At 54.6% G+C, this 18,486-nt stretch carries 15 protein-coding genes and 1 riboswitch; of the genes, 5 read left to right on the forward strand and 10 right to left on the reverse strand.

The features are described 5' to 3' along the window. Positions 1-302: 302 nt before the first annotated feature. Complete coding sequence (gene murI / locus HYQ67_RS22110; RefSeq protein ID WP_202307905.1) at positions 303-1,184, reverse strand: glutamate racemase; 882 nt, start codon at positions 1,182-1,184, stop codon at positions 303-305. Further along, the gene (gene btuB / locus HYQ67_RS22115; protein ID WP_202307966.1) at positions 1,129-3,000 is read right to left on the reverse strand and encodes a TonB-dependent vitamin B12 receptor BtuB; all 1,872 of its coding nucleotides are present in this window, start codon (positions 2,998-3,000) and stop codon (positions 1,129-1,131) included. Before btuB ends, murI begins: the two co-directional genes overlap by 56 nt. A 68-nt stretch (positions 3,001-3,068) precedes the next feature. After that, a riboswitch (cobalamin riboswitch) is annotated at positions 3,069-3,253 on the reverse strand. Positions 3,254-3,371: 118 nt separating this feature from the next. On the opposite strand from btuB, the gene trmA reads away from it, so the two are divergent. Further along, entirely contained in the window at positions 3,372-4,472 is a 1,101-nt protein-coding gene (gene trmA / locus HYQ67_RS22120; protein ID WP_202307907.1) for a tRNA (uridine(54)-C5)-methyltransferase TrmA, read from the forward strand. A 203-nt stretch (positions 4,473-4,675) separates the two neighbouring features. Here the strand turns inward: trmA and HYQ67_RS22125 are convergent, their stop codons facing one another. Then, entirely contained in the window at positions 4,676-5,032 is a 357-nt protein-coding gene (locus tag HYQ67_RS22125) for a YijD family membrane protein (protein WP_202307909.1), read from the reverse strand. Positions 5,033-5,042: 10 nt separating this feature from the next. Beyond that, positions 5,043-5,684 carry an HTH-type transcriptional repressor FabR gene (fabR, locus tag HYQ67_RS22130; RefSeq protein WP_167614724.1) on the reverse strand — a complete coding sequence of 214 codons (642 nt, stop codon included), beginning with the start codon at positions 5,682-5,684 and terminating at the stop codon, positions 5,043-5,045. A gap of 196 nt (positions 5,685-5,880) precedes the next feature. On the opposite strand from fabR, the gene sthA reads away from it, so the two are divergent. Continuing rightward, complete coding sequence (gene sthA / locus HYQ67_RS22135; protein ID WP_202307911.1) at positions 5,881-7,281, forward strand: Si-specific NAD(P)(+) transhydrogenase; 1,401 nt, start codon at positions 5,881-5,883, stop codon at positions 7,279-7,281. Here sthA and oxyR read toward each other — a convergent pair. The 5 genes from oxyR to argC all read right to left on the reverse strand — a co-directional run bounded on the left by oxyR (position 7,264) and on the right by argC (position 12,991). After that, the gene (gene oxyR, locus HYQ67_RS22140; RefSeq protein WP_202307913.1) at positions 7,264-8,181 is read right to left on the reverse strand and encodes a DNA-binding transcriptional regulator OxyR; all 918 of its coding nucleotides are present in this window, start codon (positions 8,179-8,181) and stop codon (positions 7,264-7,266) included. The genes sthA and oxyR overlap by 18 nt on opposite strands. 280 nt (positions 8,182-8,461) lie before the next feature. Further along, positions 8,462-9,835, reverse strand: a complete 1,374-nt coding sequence (gene argH, locus HYQ67_RS22145; protein WP_202307915.1) for an argininosuccinate lyase — start codon at positions 9,833-9,835, stop codon at positions 8,462-8,464. A gap of 106 nt (positions 9,836-9,941) precedes the next feature. Then, a complete protein-coding gene (locus HYQ67_RS22150; protein ID WP_202307917.1) occupies positions 9,942-11,159 on the reverse strand; it encodes an argininosuccinate synthase in 1,218 nt (405 codons plus the stop codon). A gap of 34 nt (positions 11,160-11,193) precedes the next feature. Further along, positions 11,194-11,967, reverse strand: a complete 774-nt coding sequence (gene argB / locus HYQ67_RS22155; protein WP_202307926.1) for an acetylglutamate kinase — start codon at positions 11,965-11,967, stop codon at positions 11,194-11,196. Between the two features lie 19 nt (positions 11,968-11,986). Beyond that, a complete protein-coding gene (argC, locus tag HYQ67_RS22160) occupies positions 11,987-12,991 on the reverse strand; it encodes an N-acetyl-gamma-glutamyl-phosphate reductase (RefSeq protein ID WP_202307928.1) in 1,005 nt (334 codons plus the stop codon). Positions 12,992-13,128: 137 nt separating this feature from the next. Here argC and argE point away from each other — a divergent pair, with 137 nt between their 5' ends. The 3 genes from argE to HYQ67_RS22175 all read left to right on the forward strand — a co-directional run bounded on the left by argE (position 13,129) and on the right by HYQ67_RS22175 (position 18,134). Then, a complete protein-coding gene (gene argE, locus HYQ67_RS22165) occupies positions 13,129-14,280 on the forward strand; it encodes an acetylornithine deacetylase (protein ID WP_202307930.1) in 1,152 nt (383 codons plus the stop codon). A gap of 236 nt (positions 14,281-14,516) precedes the next feature. Beyond that, positions 14,517-17,168, forward strand: a complete 2,652-nt coding sequence (gene ppc / locus HYQ67_RS22170; RefSeq protein WP_202307932.1) for a phosphoenolpyruvate carboxylase — start codon at positions 14,517-14,519, stop codon at positions 17,166-17,168. 114 nt (positions 17,169-17,282) lie between these two features. Next, positions 17,283-18,134 (forward strand): helix-turn-helix domain-containing protein, encoded by an 852-nt coding sequence (locus HYQ67_RS22175; RefSeq protein ID WP_202307968.1) that lies wholly within the window; start codon positions 17,283-17,285, stop codon positions 18,132-18,134. Here the strand turns inward: HYQ67_RS22175 and HYQ67_RS22180 are convergent. Next, positions 18,131-18,475: a PTS fructose-like transporter subunit IIB gene (locus tag HYQ67_RS22180; protein WP_202307934.1), complete on the reverse strand. Its 345-nt coding sequence runs from the start codon at positions 18,473-18,475 to the stop codon at positions 18,131-18,133. The two genes, HYQ67_RS22175 and HYQ67_RS22180, sit on opposite strands and share 4 nt — an antisense overlap. Positions 18,476-18,486 lie beyond the last annotated feature (11 nt).

Here is an 18,486-nt window from a genome sequence, read left to right on the forward strand (position 1 = left end):
AATGAATTACTGCCTGGTCACTCTTCAAGACTTGATATTTTTTTGCATCCGAAGATGCTTGAGATATCAATCCTGCGAGTGCCCACACAGATTGTCTGATAAATTGTTAAAGAGCAGTGAGTTACGCGCTTTCGCTTGCTAACTCGAGGTGGCGTATACTACGCTTTCCTCTTTCAGAGTCAAGTGTTTATTTTCGCTTTCGTCTGACTGAAGGGCCGGTTTGTAAGCCGTTGTGCCGTGTCAGTGGAGGCGCAGTATAGGGATTTTTAGGAATGTGACAACCCCTAATTTGCAATTTTTTATCAAGCGTCGTTTTTTTGTGCAAACTCGCTGCAAACAGCCAGTTTTTCGAGCGTTTTGAAGCCATAGCGCTCCAGTACTGGCAAAAGCTTTGCCGTTTCTGGCGTAAACGCCATACAAAAAGCAGTGTTCGCCTCTGTAGATAAAGCTTCCGGGGCTTCGTGCTCTAACAACCATGCAGTACGGCGTGCAATAGCTGCACCGGAATCAATCAGGCGTGTCCCTTCCGGAAGCACCTCAAGCAGCTCTTCCTGTAGTAGAGGGAAGTGAGTGCAGCCCAGCACGACGGTATCCGGTGGCTCCTTCATGCGCAGCCACGGACGCAGAATATGACGAAGCTCCTCAAGAGATACCGGTTCACCATGCAGTTTCGCTTCCGCCAGCTCTACAAGCTCAGCCGAACCCAGCATTTCAATTTTGCACTCAGTAGCGAAGCGAGCCACCAGCTCATGGGTATAAGGACGGCGAACCGTGCCTCGCGTAGCAAGCAGACCAACAATGCCATTAGCCGTCATGCGGGCGGCTGGTTTGATGGCTGGAACAACGCCTACAACGGGGAACGCGAATTTCTCACGAAGAGCAGGAAGGGAGACCGTGCTTGCGGTATTGCACGCGATAATAGCCAGCGCAAGCGGATAGCGTTCCTGAACGGCAGTGACAATCTCCACTACACGTTCAACAATGAACTCTTCGCTTTTTTCGCCGTAGGGAAACGCTACGTTATCGAAGGTATAGATGTAATGCAGGTCCGGCAGGAGCTGCCGAACCTCGTTATACACTGAAAGCCCCCCGACACCGGAATCAAAGACCAGTACCGTGGGGCGTGCATCAGAAGGTATAGCTGCCAGTGAGGTAGTATTCCCGTCCTGGGGTTTGATAGCCATAAACCGTCTCGTAATCTTTATCGAACAGGTTGGCGATTCTACCACGAACGGTTAGCTGAGAGGTGACTGGATATGAAGCAGAGACGTCAACTGTGCTGTAGCTCGGCAAAATAGTCTGCGTAGAGCTGTAAGCAGAAGTGTTGTTGTCATAGCGCTTGCCGTAGTACTGCCAGGCCACGTCCATATCGACGTTAAACATCGTCCAGTCGAGCTGGTATTTCGCCTGACGTTTCGCACGACGCGCTAACACTTCATCATTCTGGTCATTACGCGGATCCGTATATTGCAGCGTAACTTTATGGGTAAAGATGCCGGTATCAATGCTGCCCGTCCACTCCACACCTTTAATTGTTGCTGAGTCGATGTTGTCGTAAGAGCCGGCATAGGTCACAGGATCGGAATAATAGGTGATCAGATTCTGGATTTCGTAACGGTACGCCGACAGACGCCAGTCCAGAGGCCCAGTCAGACCTTCAAGGCCAGCCTCCCACTGTTTAGACTCTTCAGGTTTCAGGTTCGGGTTGGAGTCTATGCCAAATCGCGTTGAGCCAAACTGCTGACCAAGGGATGGTGCAAGGAATCCGGTTCCGTAAGAAACAGTCGCGCGATATCCCTCGACAAACTCCCAACCCGCTGCGGTTTGCCAGGTGCCGTGCCAGCCAAACTGTTCGTCATGATCTTCACGGCCGGATGCTTCCAGTGTCACATCGCCATACTGCTGCTGGCCGCTCAGGTAAACCCCGGTGTTGTCACGCTTGTAGGTGTCGGAAAGCACGGTGTCAGAAGAGGTAAGGCGCTGCTGCTGCCAGTCCACCCCGGCACTGATCGAGCCGTTGCCAACGACAAAGTTATTGCCCCACTGAAGATTACGCTGAGACATGTTGTCGAGCGTAGTACCGTCGTTATAGCGGCCGTACTCGCTGCTGTAGTTGTAATCTTTCACTTTCTGGTAGCTGGCAATCAGCTGGGAAGAGTAGATCCCGGAGTTAAAGCGCAGGCCGGCGTCGTAGCCCTGGTTATAGAGCTGTTCTTCATTCGCGCTATAAGAGGGAGAGAACGGTGGGCTACCTAAATCGTAGTCGTTGTTATTGGTATAGCTGTGGCCACGGAAGAAACCGTCAAACTCTTCGTTGAATTTATGCTCTACGCTACCCCAGAACGTTTTATTCCGGGAGCCGTCGCGGTCGTTGTCGCCGCTGTAAGTAGAATTCGGCTGGGAATTAAAGCCTTTGGTCGTGTCGTATGAGCCGGCGATGGTTGCCATGGTATCGCCAAATCGATGACGCAATGTGCCGTCGTACTGCTGGTAACCCTTAGATCCCATACCAGCGGTGATCTGTGATTTCTCTTCATCTGAGTGGGTAATCACGTTGATGACGCCGCCAATCGCACCGGAGCCATAAACAGCAGAGCGAGGCCCGCGAATATACTCAACGCGCTGGACCAGCGAAATTGGGATTTGGTTGAAGTCGGCAGTATTGGAAATACCGGTGCGCGCAACGGGAACACCGTCAATCAGCACCAGAACGTGGCTTGGATTAGTACCGCGAATGAACATGGAGGACGCCTGCCCCATGCCACCGTACTGCGCGATATCCACGCCCGGCAAACGACGCATTACGTCGTTAAGAGATTTTGCCTGCCACTTGTCGATATCCTGACGGGTAATAATATCCGTCGGCGCAAGCACGGTATTCACCGGCTGCTGGAATCGACTGGCGGTAACCATCAGAGTATCGTCAGAATTGCTGTCTTGCGCCCAGCCAGAAAACGCCGTTACGGATAACGCCGTAAGCAGCGAAACTTTTTTTATCATCATTTATTTAAGCATCCACTTCTAATAAGGATGCCGCAGGCATAACAGATAGCACGCGATAGTTATGCAGATTGCGACGTTAACCGGCAGGTCTTCGGGCTTGGAGGTGTTTTATAGATGAGGACTTCCCACTTATTAATAAGCAGTGTCTGCATTTGCGTTCATCCCACTCTTCCTTACCGCTGCGCGTCAGCCCCAGAATTGCACTGGGTTCCCTTTTAACTCTCAGGAGGCCGGAGAGCGCATGCTACCTTTACCGCCATATAGAAGTCCAGACCTCCAGTTAGCCCTCAGCTGACAAAGAGACTGGACATCCCGGGGCTATTCCCTAAAATCGCCGCGTAGTTTGACTTCATTAACAGGTAGCCGCCATGACACCCGAACATCTCCCGACAGACCTTTACGACGCGCAGCTGGCAGAGAAAGTTGCCCGCCTGCAGAGCATGATGGTGCCGTTTGCCGCACCTGCGCCGGAGGTGTTCCGCTCACCTGTCAGCCATTACCGTATGCGCGCTGAGTTCCGTATCTGGCATGATGAAGACGATCTCTACCATATTATGTTCGACCAGCAGACCAAACAGCGCATCCGGGTCAACAGCTTCCCGGCGGCAAGCTCGCTGATTAATGAATTGATGCCAGCCATGTTAGACGGCGTGCGGGATATTCCCTCTCTGCGCCACAAGCTTTTCCAGATTGATTATCTGACCACCCTCAGCAACCAGGCCGTGGTATCACTGCTTTATCACCGCAAGCTTGACGAAGAATGGCGTGAACATGCCGAAGCGCTGCGTGATTCCCTGCGCGCACGCGGTTTCAACGTTCACCTGATTGGCCGGGCGACAAAGACCAAAATCGAACTGGATCAGGATTACATCGACGAACGTCTGCCGGTAGCGGGGAAAGAGATGATCTACCGCCAGGTGGAAAACAGCTTCACCCAGCCGAACGCGGCGATGAATATTCAGATGCTGGAGTGGGCGCTGGACGCGACGAAAAACGCCAGCGGCGATCTGCTGGAGCTGTACTGCGGTAACGGTAACTTTTCTCTGGCGCTGGCGCGCAACTTCAACCGCGTGCTGGCTACTGAAATCGCGAAGCCTTCCGTTGCCGCCGCGCAATACAATATCGCAGCCAACGAAATTGAAAACGTGCAGATTATCCGCATGGCTGCGGAAGAGTTTACGCAGGCGATGAACGGCGTGCGTGAGTTCAATCGTCTGAAGGGCATAGATCTGAAGAGCTATCAGTGCGAAACAATTTTTGTCGATCCACCGCGCAGCGGGCTGGATGCCGACACGGTGAAGATGGTGCAGGCTTACCCACAAATTCTTTATATATCCTGCAACCCGCAAACCCTGTGTGAAAACCTGGAAACGCTGAGCGAAACGCATGTTGTTTCACGCCTCGCTCTCTTTGACCAGTTCCCCTATACCCACCATATGGAATGCGGCGTGTGGCTGACGCGCAAATAGCAAAACGGACGCCTCGGCGTCCGTCAGACTGATGACAAACCTAAAGCGAATGCGTTTCGCAAAGATCTCACCGAATAAATAACAAGGAAAATCAATTCATTGATTTTCGCCTGCTTTCCACAAAGAAGGAAAAACCACGTTTTTTCCTTCTTTGTCAGCAAACTAACGGACGCCTCGGCGTCCATTTTTGTTTGTGGCTGAACTTACTCGGTCATCTGCGCTTTGCGGGCGCGGATCTTCAGACCAATCCAGAACAGTAGCGCCACAGAAAGCACCGCCGGCAGGAAGTTGGAGCCAATCGCCGGATACTCTGCACGCACCACGGCGCTATACAGCAGAACGCCGAGAATAAAACAGGCCGCGGCTAATTTTGGCAAGCCAACCGGCATGGTGCGGTTCAGGTAGCGCTGATGCAGACAGTAGACCGTCAGCACCAGAGCAATAAGGGGGAAGATAGTAAACGGTACTATCGAACTAAACAGCGCGGCACAGGAGCCGTTAATTGACAGGCCAGCAATAAACGCCAACACCAGCGTACCTTTCTCTTGTAACTGTTTCATCACTCGTCCTTCACTCTTCGGATAATTGCGCCAGCGACATCTTCTCTTGTTCCCGGCGATACCAGTAATACGCGCCTTTGGAGATCATGCGCAGCTGCAACACCAGGCGCTCTTCGAGCTGACGCCGCTGGTCGATATCAACGTCCAGCGCCTCGGCACCGGCACTAAATACAATGGTTACCATCGCTTCCGCCTGCGCTTCAGTAAAGCTGCGCGGCATGCGATTTTCGAGTTCTAAATAGTCGGCAAGTTCCGCAATAAAGTGCTGTATTTCACGTGCCACGGCGGCACGAAAAGCAGCGGAAGTCCCGGAACGTTCACGCAGCAGTAAGCGGAATGCGTTAGGGTTATTACCGATAAACTCCATGAACGTGGAAACGGAAGTGCGGATGACACTGCCGCCTTTGGCAATTCGTTGTCGGGCCTGACGCATTAGCTGGCGCAGCATTAAGCCGCTTTCATCAACCATCGTCAGCCCTAGCTCATCCACATCGCGAAAATGGCGATAAAACGAGGTTGGCGCAATCCCTGCCTCACGGGCAACTTCACGCAGGCTGAGGCTTGCGAAGCTGCGTTCCGCGCTTAACTGACTAAATGCGGCTTCAATCAGAGAACGTCTGGTTCGTTCTTTTTGTTGTGCTCTTACACCCATCACGTTGCCTGATTCCTTCAAACCGAAATGGCACTATACCAGATACTAACGCTACCGCTTTTAAACAGGATTGTGAATGATTGTTTACGCGAGCGACTTCGCGTTACAAATGAAAAAGCACAGGGATAATTGGGTTATACCGCCGTTGATGTTACCATCATGTTGCTTTTATGTATAAGAACAGGTAAGCCTTACCATGTCACACTCCTACGATTATGATGCAGTAGTAATTGGTTCCGGCCCGGGCGGCGAAGGCGCTGCTATGGGGCTGGTGAAGCTTGGCGCCAGGGTAGCCGTTATCGAGCGCTACCATAACGTCGGCGGCGGTTGCACCCACTGGGGCACCATCCCGTCAAAAGCCCTTCGCCACGCCGTCAGCCGTATTATCGAATTCAACCAAAACCCGTTATACAGCGACCACACCCACCTCCTTCGCTCCTCTTTCGCCGACATTCTTAACCATGCAGACAGCGTGATTAACCAGCAAACCCGCATGCGCCAGAGCTTCTATGAGCGCAACCGCTGCGAGATGCTGCAGGGTGACGCAAGATTTGTGGATGAGCACACCATTGCGCTGGAATGCCACGACGGTTCGGTAGAGATGATTACCGCAGAGAAGTTCGTGATTGCCTGCGGCTCAAGACCTTATCGCCCGCCGGAAGTGGATTTCGCCCACCCACGCGTTTACGACAGCGACTCCATTCTTAACCTGCACCACGAGCCGCGCCACGTCATTATTTATGGCGCAGGGGTCATCGGCTGTGAATACGCGTCGATCTTCCGCGGTATGAACGTGAAAGTGGATTTAATTAACACGCGTGACCGCCTGCTGGCCTTCCTGGATCAGGAAATGTCAGACTCACTTTCTTACCACTTCTGGAACAGCGGCGTTGTTATCCGCCATAACGAAGAGTTTGAAAGTATCGAAGGCGTGGAAGACGGCGTGATTGTTTCGCTGAAATCCGGCAAGAAGGTCAAAGCCGATTGCCTGCTGTATGCCAATGGCCGTACGGGCAACACGGATTCGCTCTCGCTTGAAAATGTTGGTCTGGAAGCAGACAGCCGTGGCCTGCTGAAGGTCAACAGCATGTACCAGACTGCCCTGCCGCATATCTACGCGGTAGGCGATGTGATTGGTTATCCGAGCCTGGCTTCGGCAGCCTACGATCAGGGCCGTATTGCAGCACAGGCGCTCGTTAAAGGCGAAGCGACGGCGCATCTGATTGAGGATATCCCGACCGGGATTTACACCATTCCTGAAATCAGCTCCGTCGGTAAAACCGAGCAGCAGCTGACCGCCATGAAAGTGCCTTATGAAGTGGGTCGCGCCCAGTTTAAACACCTGGCGCGCGCGCAAATCGTGGGTATGAACGTGGGAACGCTGAAAATTCTCTTCCATCGCGAGACGAAAGAGATTCTGGGGATCCACTGTTTCGGGGAGCGCGCCGCGGAAATTATCCACATCGGCCAGGCGATAATGGAGCAGAAAGGTGGAGGTAACACCATTGAGTACTTCGTTAACACCACCTTTAACTACCCGACGATGGCGGAAGCCTATCGGGTAGCGGCGCTTAACGGCTTAAACCGCCTCTTTTAACGCCGAGTCGAAATGACCGTCCATCTGCGTCCGGACGGCCTCTGCCAGCTGCTCATAGCGGCTGCGCAGCGGCGACCCCGGACGATAAACCAGGCCCACCGTACGGCGCGGTTCTGGTTTATAACAAGGCAAATAAACCACCCCATCACGCTCGCGCTCATTCGGTACGGCCAGGGCCGGAAGCAGAGTAATACCGCTGCCCGCAGCGACCATGTTACGTAACGTCTCCAGGCTGGTTGCCCGGAAATGCGTGTCTTCTTCAGCGCCCGCCTCAAAGCAGAAGCCCAGCGCCTGATCGCGCAGGCAGTGCCCGTCTTCCAGCATCAGCAGCTTTTCGCCCGCCAGGTCTGACAGCGGCACGCGGTCGCGATTCGCCCATGGGTGGTCCTGATAAATCGCCAGCACCATCGGCTCGTCAAACAGCGGCACCTCAATAAAGGCCTCGCTCTCTTTAACCAGCGCCAGAATGGCACAGTCGAGTTTCCCGCTGTCCAGCTGCGCTAACAGCTGATGGGTCTGCGCTTCGTGCAGATACATTTCGAGTTTCGGGAAAGTTTTATGCAGCATCGGGATGATCTGCGGTAGCAGATAGGGCCCAACGGTTGGGATCAGACCGATATGCAGTGGGCCGGACATCGCCTCGCCCTGCTGGCTAGCCATCTCTTTAAGCACTTTCACTTCACGCAGCACGGTGCGGGCCTGATCGACCAGCAGCAAACCTGCCTGCGTGAATAATACTTTGCGACTGGTGCGCTCCAGTAACATGACGCCCAGCTCATCTTCCAGTTTACGGATTTGGCCGCTCAGGGTCGGCTGGCTGACATGACAGGCATCCGCTGCCCGACGAAAATGGCGATGTTCAGCTAACGCCACCAGGTATTCAAGATCACGAATATTCATTGTCCATCCTCCGGCGCCATGATAGCCCATGGCGATAGATAGCATAGCAATGAACGATTATCCCTATCAAGGGTGAAGATGAATAATACAAACCAACAGCACGAACGGCTTCACTTACCCATGAAGCGAACGTTCGGCTGAGGAGAAACTCTCTGTTCTCTGACCTTGAAAGCCAACGTGAATTTTTAGCGGACGTGATGTCCGCTTTTTTTTGCCTGAAGCCGGCAGGAAGGGAGAGATAGAGGGTGGAGAAGCGCAAGCGCCTTCCACCATAGCAAGCTTAAACCAGACGCTGTTTCGCATCCGCAATAGCTTGTGCAACCTGAGCTGGCGACACGCCGCCTTTGGCAGCACGTTTATCCAGGCAGGATTGCAGAGACAGGATCGGGTAGACGTCATCGCCGATGGTCGCGCTGAACTTTTGCAGATCCGTAAGGGAGAGCGCCTCCAGGGCTTTACCCTGACGAATTGCCTCAACCACGGCTTCGCCGACGATGTGGTGCGCTTCGCGGAACGGCACGCCTTTGGCGACCAGGTAGTCCGCCAGTTCGGTAGCGTTCGCATAACCTTGTTCAGCGGCTTCTTTACAGCGCGGACGCTTCACCTGAATCCCATCCAGTACCAGCACGGACATGTGCAGACAGTCGAGCCAGGTATCCAGCGCGTCGAACAGCCCTTCTTTATCTTCCTGCATGTCTTTGTTGTAGGCCAGCGGTAAACCTTTCAGCGTCATCATCATGCCGGTCAGCGCACCCTGTACGCGGCCGCACTTGCCGCGAATCAGCTCCAGCGCATCCGGGTTCTTCTTCTGCGGCATCAGGGAAGAACCGGAGGTCACGCGGTCGGACAGCTCAACAAAGCCAGCTTCACCGGTATTAAAGAAGATCAGGTCTTCTGCAAAGCGGGAGAGGTGAACCATACCAATAGACGCATCGGAAAGCAGTTCGAGCACATGGTCACGGTCAGAAACGCTGTCCAGGCTATTGCGGGTCGCCGAGGCAAAGCCCAACCAGCCGGCCAGCTGGTCACGGTCGATTTCATAAGCGGTACCGGCCAACGCACCGCAGCCCAGTGGGCTGACGTCCAGACGCTCCAGCGTGCTTTGCAGGCGGCTTTCATCACGCGCCAGCATCTCAACGTACGCCAGACACCAGTGGGCAAAAGTGACAGGCTGTGCGCGTTGCAGGTGGGTATAGCCAGGCATGACGGCATCCTGGTTATTTTCTGCGGTTTCCACCAGCGCCTGCTGCAGCTGGCGGGTTGCCATCAGCAGCTCGCTGATTTGCATTTTGCACCACAGCTTCAGGTCAGTCGCGACCTGATCGTTACGGCTACGGCCAGTGTGAAGTTTTTTACCCAGCGCGCCCACCTTGTCGATGAGCTTGCCTTCCACCCAGCTGTGAATATCTTCGGCATCGCTGGCCAGAATGGCCTGCGGATCAGCCTGCACTTCTTCGAGCAGCACGTTCAGCGCCTGCTCAAGTTCAACCTGCTCCGCCTGAGTCAGCACCCCGACGGTGACCAGCGCTTTGGACCAGGCGACAGAGCCAACAATGTCCTGTTCAGCCAGGCGGTAATCAAAGCGCAATGAATCATTGAACTGTTTGAACCGCTGGTCTGCTGCCTGTGTAAAACGTCCACCCCAAAGTGCCATAGTCATGCTCCATTAAATATTCTTCATTACTTTGTAGGGCGGATAAGCCTGCGCCATCCGCCATCAAGCGGTGGATGACGCTGCGTTTATCCACCCTACGATTTTATTACTTCTTCAGCTCGTTCAGCGCACGGATACGGGATGACAGCGAGAAAAGACGGATAAAGCCGCCCGCGTGGCTGTGGTCATACACTTCGTCTTCGCCAAAGGTTGCAAACTCTTCGCTGTACAGGCTGTTCGGGGATTTCTTCTGCTGCGCGGTAACCTGGCCTTTATACAGCTCAAGCACCACTTCGCCGTTCACTTCTTCCGCCAGGGACTCCGCGGACGCCTGCAGAGATTTACGCAGCGGCGCGAACCAGCGACCGTCGTAAACAACGTAGGACATTTCCAGGCCCAGCTGCTCACGCCATTTGAAGCTATCGCGATCCAGCACCAGCTGCTCAACGCCACGCAGGGCCGCCATCATGATGGTGCCTCCTGGGGTTTCGTAGCAGCCACGGGACTTGATACCCACCAGACGGTTTTCAACGATATCGATACGACCGATGCCGTGCTTAGCACCAATGGCGTTCAGGGTTTCCAGACATTTGAACGGGCTCATCGTTTCGCCGTTCACGGCAACCACTTTGCCCTGCTTAACGGTAACAGTTACCTGCTCCGCCTGGTCCGGCGCTTCTTTAGGATCGACAGTCCACACCCAGCAATCTTTATTCGGTGCGTTCCACGGGCTTTCCAGCACGCCGCCTTCGGTAGAAATGTGCCAGGCGTTCTCGTCACGGCTGTAAATTTTTTCCAGCGATGCGGTAGTCGGAATATCACGCTCTTTCAGGTAATCCAGCAGCGCTTCACGGGAACGCAGGTTCCACTCACGCCATGGCGCTACGACTTTCAGGTGTGGAGCCAGAGCAGCCCAGGTCGATTCGAAACGCACCTGGTCGTTACCTTTACCGGTCGCGCCGTGGCACAGCGCATCCGCGCCCACTTTATTCGCCACATCCACCAGCGCCTTAGCAATCAGCGGACGGGCCATAGAGGTGCCCAGCAGATAGCTGCCTTCATACAGCGCGCCAGTTTGCAGCACCGGGTAAACATAGTCGCTGATGAACTCTTCACGTGCATCCACTACGTAGCATTCCGTTGCGCCTGAGCGCAGTGCTTTTTGCTCAACGCCTTTCAGATCGTCACGATCCTGGCCGATATCCACCACGCAGGCGACCACTTCGCAGCCGCCGTAGTTTTCTTTCAGCCATGGAATGATCGCTGAGGTGTCGAGGCCGCCGGAGTAGGCGAGAACAATTTTTTTGATGCCGTGATTTTGCATTGTCTTATCCTTCAAATTCAAAATGATGCGCTAACTAGGCCAGAATCCGGGTGCCAATGGCGACGCCGTTAAACAAAGAGGGGAGCTGATCCGCATGGCGCCATGAGGCGATATCCACGGGGCGACCCAGCGTGCGTGCTGCATCCAGCGCCGCGTTAACTTTTACTATCATGCCGTCGGTAATGATGCCCTGAGCGATCAGCTGCTCCGCCTTCGCCGCCGTCATTTCGGCGATGCGCTGTCCTTTGCCGTCCAGAATGCCGCTGACGTCAGAGAGCAGTATCAGGTCCGCTCCCAGCGTTGCCGCCAGCGCGGTCGCCGCCTGATCGGCGTTTACGTTCATCAGTTCACCTTCGGCGGTCACGCCAATTGAACTGACAATCGGCAGGAAGCCGCCGTCCAGCAGGGCGTTAATCAGCTTAGCTGAGCCAGGCTTCGCCAGGCCGACGTGGCCCAGTTCATCATCCAGCTTAGTGACGGTCACGCTGTCGCCGTCACCCAGGCAAAGGCCTACGCCGTTAATCGCGTGTTTCTTCGCCCACGCCAGCAAGGTTTTATTAGCTGTTCCCGCCAGCGCACCGGTAATGATGTCGATCTGATCGGCAGGCGTCACGCGCAGGCCGTTTTTCTTGGTCACCGGCAGGGAGAGCTTTTTCATTAGCTCATCCACCAGGCAGCCGCCGCCGTGAACAATAACCAGCGGGCGCTCGTGGGACTGACGGTAGTTGACCAGCGCGGTAAACAGACGCTCCAGCGCCTCTTCGCTATCCAGCAGTACGCCACCTAATTTGATAATTAACGGATTCATCGTGTCACCCGGCTGTCGATTAAATAAGAGACTGCGTTTCGGCGAAGCCAAAACGAATATTCAGGCACTGTACGGCCTGGGCCGACGCACCTTTAAGAAGATTATCTTCCGTCGCCACGACGATCAGATGCTCATCCTGCACCGCAAAACCAATATCGCAGAACGGCAGCCCCACCACGTTTTTCAGCGCCGGGACGCCTTTGTCATACAGGCGCACCATCGGCTTGTCTTTATAAGCCTGCTGGAAGACCTCGCCCACCTGCTGTGCGGTCACACCTTTATTGAGACGACAGGTTATCGTCGCCAGAATACCGCGCGGGAAATTGCCCAGATGAGGGGTGAAAATGACCTGCGTGCCGAGATGCGTTGCTATTTCCGGCTGATGGCGATGGTTGAAGATGCCGTAGGGTTGCAGGCTGACTTCGCAGAAGCTGTTGGAAATCGCCGCTTTACGCCCTGCTCCGCTGACGCCGCTGGTGGCGTTAATCACCGGCCACTGGTTCAGATCCAGCAGGCCCGCGTCAATCAGCGGCTTGAGCGCCAGCTGGGAGGCGGTCGGATAGCAGCCCGGCACGGAAATTAAATTACTCTCTTTGAGCTTATCGCTCTGCCATTCGGCAAGGCCATAAACCGCCTGTTCAAGGAGATCGGGATGCTGATGGGTGAAGCCGTAATAACGCTGATAAAACTCCGCATCATTCACGCGAAACGCGCCAGATAAATCGATGACCACGCAGCCCGCAGCTAAACACTGAGGAACCAAATCGTGGCTGACCTCATGGGCCGTTGCCAGGAACACCACATCGACGCCGTCGGTAAATTCGCTGATGTCCGACATAGCCTGTAACGGCATGTCGACTATGCCTTTGAGCTGCGGATGCAGATCGGAGAGCAACTTTCCTGCGTCATTACTTTGCGCTGAAACCGTCAAAGCGGTTATGTTCATATGAGGATGACGATTCAAATAGGTTACAAGCTCTGCGCCTGCATAACCGCTAGCACCAACAATCAGCGTATTCAACATCTGGGCTATTCACCTTCTTGGTCGTGATTACTATAAATGACGAGAATTCGTGGTTTCACTACGGCGTGCATTATTGTATTTTTATTCAATATTAATGCATGATTATGTATACTATTCCAAGCTAAGGCCTGTCAACAGTGAAGATGAAATTACCTCCTTTTATCGAGATTTACCGCGCATTGATCGCGACCCCCTCCATCAGCGCCACCGACAGCGCGCTGGATCAGAGCAATGAGTCTTTAATCAATTTGCTGGCGGGCTGGTTCCGCGATTTAGGCTTTAACGTCGAAGTGCAGCCAGTCCCAGGAACGCGCAATAAATTCAATATGTTGGCCAGCACGGGTGCCGGTGCTGGCGGTTTGCTGCTGGCAGGCCATACTGATACCGTGCCGTTCGACGATGGCCGCTGGACCCGCGATCCCTTCACACTCACCGAGCACGAAAACAAGCTTTACGGCCTCGGCACCGCCGACATGAAAGGCTTCTTCGCTTTCATTCTTGATGCGCTGCGCGATGTCGATGTGTCAGTGCTTAAAAAACCACTTTATATTCTGGCGACCGCCGACGAAGAAACCACAATGGCGGGCGCGCGGTACTTCTCCGAAACCACCAGCCTGCGCCCCGATTGCGCGATCATCGGCGAACCAACCTCTTTACAGCCGGTTCGTGCGCATAAAGGCCATCTTTCTAACGCCATTCGCATTCTTGGTCAGTCCGGTCACTCAAGCGATCCGGCCCGCGGCGTGAACGCAATCGAGCTGATGCACGATGCCATCAGCCATATCATGTCGTTGAAAAACACGCTGAAAGATCGCTATCACCACGATGCCTTCACCGTGCCGTACCCTACCCTGAACCTGGGCCATATCAGCGGCGGTGATGCGGCTAACCGTATTTGCGCCTGCTGCGAACTACACCTGGATATCCGCCCGCTTCCGGGGCTGACCTTAAACGACCTCAACGGCCTGCTTAACGAAGCACTGGAGCCAGTGAGCCAGCGCTGGCCGGGTCGTCTGACCGTCTCTGAGCTTCACCCGCCGATTCCAGGCTACGAATGTGCCAAAGACCACCAGCTGGTCAAGGTTGTAGAAGACCTTCTTGGCGCACAAACCGAGGTCGTGAACTACTGCACCGAAGCGCCGTTTATCCAGACGGTTTGCCCTACGCTGGTGCTCGGGCCTGGCTCAATAAATCAGGCTCACCAGCCAGACGAATACCTCGAAACGAAATTTATCGAGCCGACGCGCAAACTCATTACGCAGGTCGTGCATCATTTTTGCTGGCATTAAAAAATAGCGGAGAAAGAGCGTTTCGCCTCTTTTTCCGCTGGTTTTTTTGTAATTCCAATAAGAATTACTTATGAGCAAACCTGGTAATTAAATTTCATGAATTCGCGGCATTTACTCGTTTGCTGAAACGATTTCGTAGCAATTGACGAACTGTTTCAGACGTGGCTTTATAAAGACGGTGTTGAACCTTCACGGGTGAAATTTAATTACATAAAGATTGGGTGTCTGGGGTCATAATGAACGAACAGTATTCCGCTTTGCGAAGTAATGTCAGTATGCTCGGCAAGTTGCTCGGCGATACCATCAAAGATGCGTTAGGTGAAAACATCCTTGATCGCGTTGAAACCATCCGTAAGTTGTCAAAATCCTCACGAGCGGGTAACGAAGCCAACCGTCAGGAGTTGCTCACCACGTTACAGAATCTGTCTAACGACGAGCTGCTCCCCGTAGCCCGTGCGTTCAGCCAGTTTCTGAATCTGGCCAACACCGCCGAGCAGTTCCACAGCATTTCCGCCAACGGCGAAGCCGCCAGCAATCCTGAAGTCATCGCTAAAACTATCCAAAAATTAAAAGAACAGCCGGATATCAGCGAGGCGGCCATTCGTGAAGCAGTGGAGTCCCTCTCCCTGGAATTAGTGCTGACCGCACACCCAACCGAAATTACCCGTCGCACCCTGATCCACAAGCTGGTGGAAGTGAATGGCTGTCTGAAACAGCTGGACCACGCCGACATCGCCGATTACGAACGTAAACAGATTATGCGCCGTCTGCGCCAGCTGGTTGCTCAGGCATGGCACACCGATGAAATTCGTAAGCATCGCCCTTCTCCGGTCGATGAAGCCAAATGGGGCTTTGCAGTCGTTGAAAACAGCCTGTGGGAAGGCGTGCCGAACTACCTGCGCGAGCTGAATGAACAGCTTGAAGAGCATCTGGATTATAAGCTGCCGGTCGATTTCGTACCGGTGCGCTTTACCTCATGGATGGGCGGCGACCGTGACGGCAACCCGAACGTCACCGCCGATATTACCCGCCACGTGCTGTTACTCAGCCGCTGGAAAGCGACCGACCTTTTCCTGCGCGACATCCAGGTTCTGATTTCCGAACTGTCGATGGTGGAATGTACCCCAGAGCTGAGCGAACTGGCCGGGCCGGATGCGGCTCAGGAACCGTACCGCTGCATCATGAAAGGCGTCCGTCAGCAGCTGCTGGCAACCCAGACCTGGCTTGAAGCCCGACTGAAGGGCCAGCGTCTGCCGAAGCCTGAAGGCCTGCTGACCCAGAACGAGCAGCTGTGGGATCCGCTCTACGCCTGCTATCAGTCGCTGCAAGCCTGCGGCATGGGCATCATCGCTAACGGGCAACTGCTTGATACCCTGCGCCGCGTGAAGAGCTTTGGCGTACCGCTGGTGCGTATTGATGTTCGCCAGGAGAGCACTCGCCACACCGAAGCGCTGGGCGAGATGACTCGCTATCTGGGCATCGGCGACTACGAAAGCTGGTCTGAGGCGGACAAACAGGCCTTCCTCATTCGTGAGCTAAACTCGAAGCGTCCTCTGCTGCCGCGCCAGTGGGAGCCGAGCGAAGAGACCCGCGAAGTGCTGGAAACCTGCAAAGTGGTTGCCGAAGCGCCGCACGGTTCAATCGCCGCTTATGTTATCTCGATGGCTAAAACGCCTTCTGACGTGCTGGCCGTACATCTGCTTCTGAAAGAAGCGGGCTGCACCTTCGCGCTGCCGGTTGCGCCGCTGTTTGAAACGCTGGATGACCTGAATAACGCCGACGACGTCATGACCCAGCTGCTGAATATTGACTGGTATCGTGGCTTTATCCAGGGCAAGCAGATGGTCATGATTGGCTACTCTGACTCCGCAAAAGACGCAGGCGTGATGGCGGCCTCCTGGGCGCAGTACCAGGCACAGGATGCGCTGATCAAAACCTGCGAAAAAGCAGGCATCATCCTCACGCTGTTCCACGGACGTGGTGGTTCAATCGGTCGCGGCGGCGCACCTGCGCACGCAGCTTTGCTGTCTCAGCCTCCGGGTAGCCTGAAGGGCGGCCTGCGCGTGACCGAACAGGGCGAAATGATCCGCTTCAAATACGGCCTGCCAGAAATCACCATTAGCAGCCTGTCGCTCTATACCAGCGCAATTCTGGAAGCTAACCTGCTGCCGCCGCCTGAGCCAAAGAAAGAGTGGAAAAGTATCATGGAGGACCTGTCCGTCACCTCCTGTGATATGTACCGTGGTTATATCCGCGAAAACAAAGACTTCGTGCCGTATTTCCGCTCTGCAACGCCTGAGCTGGAGCTGGGTAAATTACCGCTCGGCTCACGTCCGGCAAAACGCAAACCAAATGGCGGCGTTGAGTCCCTGCGCGCCATTCCGTGGATTTTCGCCTGGACGCAGAACCGCCTGATGCTGCCTGCCTGGCTGGGTGCCGGTGCCGCGCTGCAAAAAGTTGTCGAAGACGGCAAGCAGGACGAACTGGAAACCATGTGCCGCGACTGGCCGTTCTTCTCTACGCGCCTGGGCATGCTGGAGATGGTGTTCGCCAAAGCCGACCTGTGGCTGGCGGAATACTACGATCAGCGCTTGGTGAAGCCGGAGCTGTGGACGCTGGGCAAACAGCTGCGCGATCAGCTGGAAGCGGATATCAAAGTGGTGCTGGATATCGCCAATGATTCGCACCTGATGGAAGACCTGCCGTGGATTGCAGAGTCCATCATGCTGCGCAACATCTACACTGACCCACTGAACGTTCTCCAGGCAGAACTGCTGCATCGTTCACGTCAGCTGGATGAGAAAGGCGAAGAGCCAAACGCGCAGGTCGAGCAGGCGCTGATGGTCACCATCGCAGGCGTTGCCGCCGGGATGCGTAACACCGGTTAATCCAAAAACCTTCGTTTCCAAACCCCGCGCATGCGGGGTTTTTTGTTTTTGCGCATGCGCTGTTCATTCGCAGTATGGCAGGATAAGCCCTCCTGATTAGCCAGGCGGAACATGATGAATTACGACGTCAGCCAGATCCTTTCCCGTTTGCTCAACAGCCCGTCTGGTCTACAGCACGTCTGGTTCGCCGCTAGCCAGACGGCGCCTTCCGAAATTGCCTATCAGGTCGATTTCCCACGGCTGGAGGTCGTGCTGGATGGCATGCTGATGGACGCCTGCGACGCGGGGATGCCCGCAAGGCTTGAGCAATACGACGTGCTCTATATTCCGGCAAAATGCTGGAATAACCCGCAGTGGAATGCCCCGGTAACAACCCTCAGCATCCTGTTCGGCAAGCAGCAGCTGGGTTTCAGCGTTTTACGCTGGGATGGACAGACGTTCACCACGCTCGCAAAGCAAAACGTTGCTCGCCGCGGACCGCGAATTGGTTCATTCCTGCTTCAGGCGCTGAACGAACTGGTGATGCAGCCCAACGAACAGCAAACCGCGCGCTTCATCGTCAGCAGCCTTTTAAGCCACTGCGTCGACCTTCTTGGCAGCCAGATCCAGACAGCCTCACGCAGCCAGGCGTTGTTTGATGCCGTACGGGAATATATTGATGAAAAATACGCCGAGCCGCTGACCCGCGAGTCCGTTGCCCAGGCGTTTTATATCTCGCCGAACTACCTCTCTCACCTGTTTCAGAAAACTGGCTCGGTGGGGTTTAACGAATACCTGAACTACACGCGGCTGGAGCACGCCAAAACGCTGCTCAAGCGTTACGATCTGAAGGTCAAAGAGGTGGCGCACGCCTGTGGTTTTATCGACAGTAACTATTTTTGCCGGCTGTTCAGGAAGAATACCGAGCGTTCGCCGTCCGAATACCGCCGCCAGTATCACAGCCAGCTGACGGAGAGGAACGGCTAGTTCAGAATGATGTGCGTCTCCTGCGGAGTACCAAATACACGGCGCACGGTTGAGATGACTTTCTGAGGCTCACGCAGGAAAGCATTGATGCCGGACTGAACGCAGCGACAGTGGGCAAATCGCTCGGCTCCTGCCAGTTCAATGTCCGTAATTAACAGCACCACATCAGCCTGCGAAATATCCGTCGCATTCAGTTCGTTCTCGGTGCCCAGCGCACCCTGCGTTTCGATTTTGACGGTCCACTTTTCCTGCAGGCAAAGCTTCTCAAGTCGTTCTGCGGCCATATACGTATGGGCAACACCGCTGACACACGCCGTCACGGCAACCAAATGTCGAGTCATCCTCTTTCCTC

This window comes from Dryocola clanedunensis subsp. sulfonylureivorans (assembly GCF_016756775.1).
GTDB classification, from domain to species: Bacteria; Pseudomonadota; Gammaproteobacteria; order Enterobacterales; family Enterobacteriaceae; genus Dryocola; species Dryocola clanedunensis.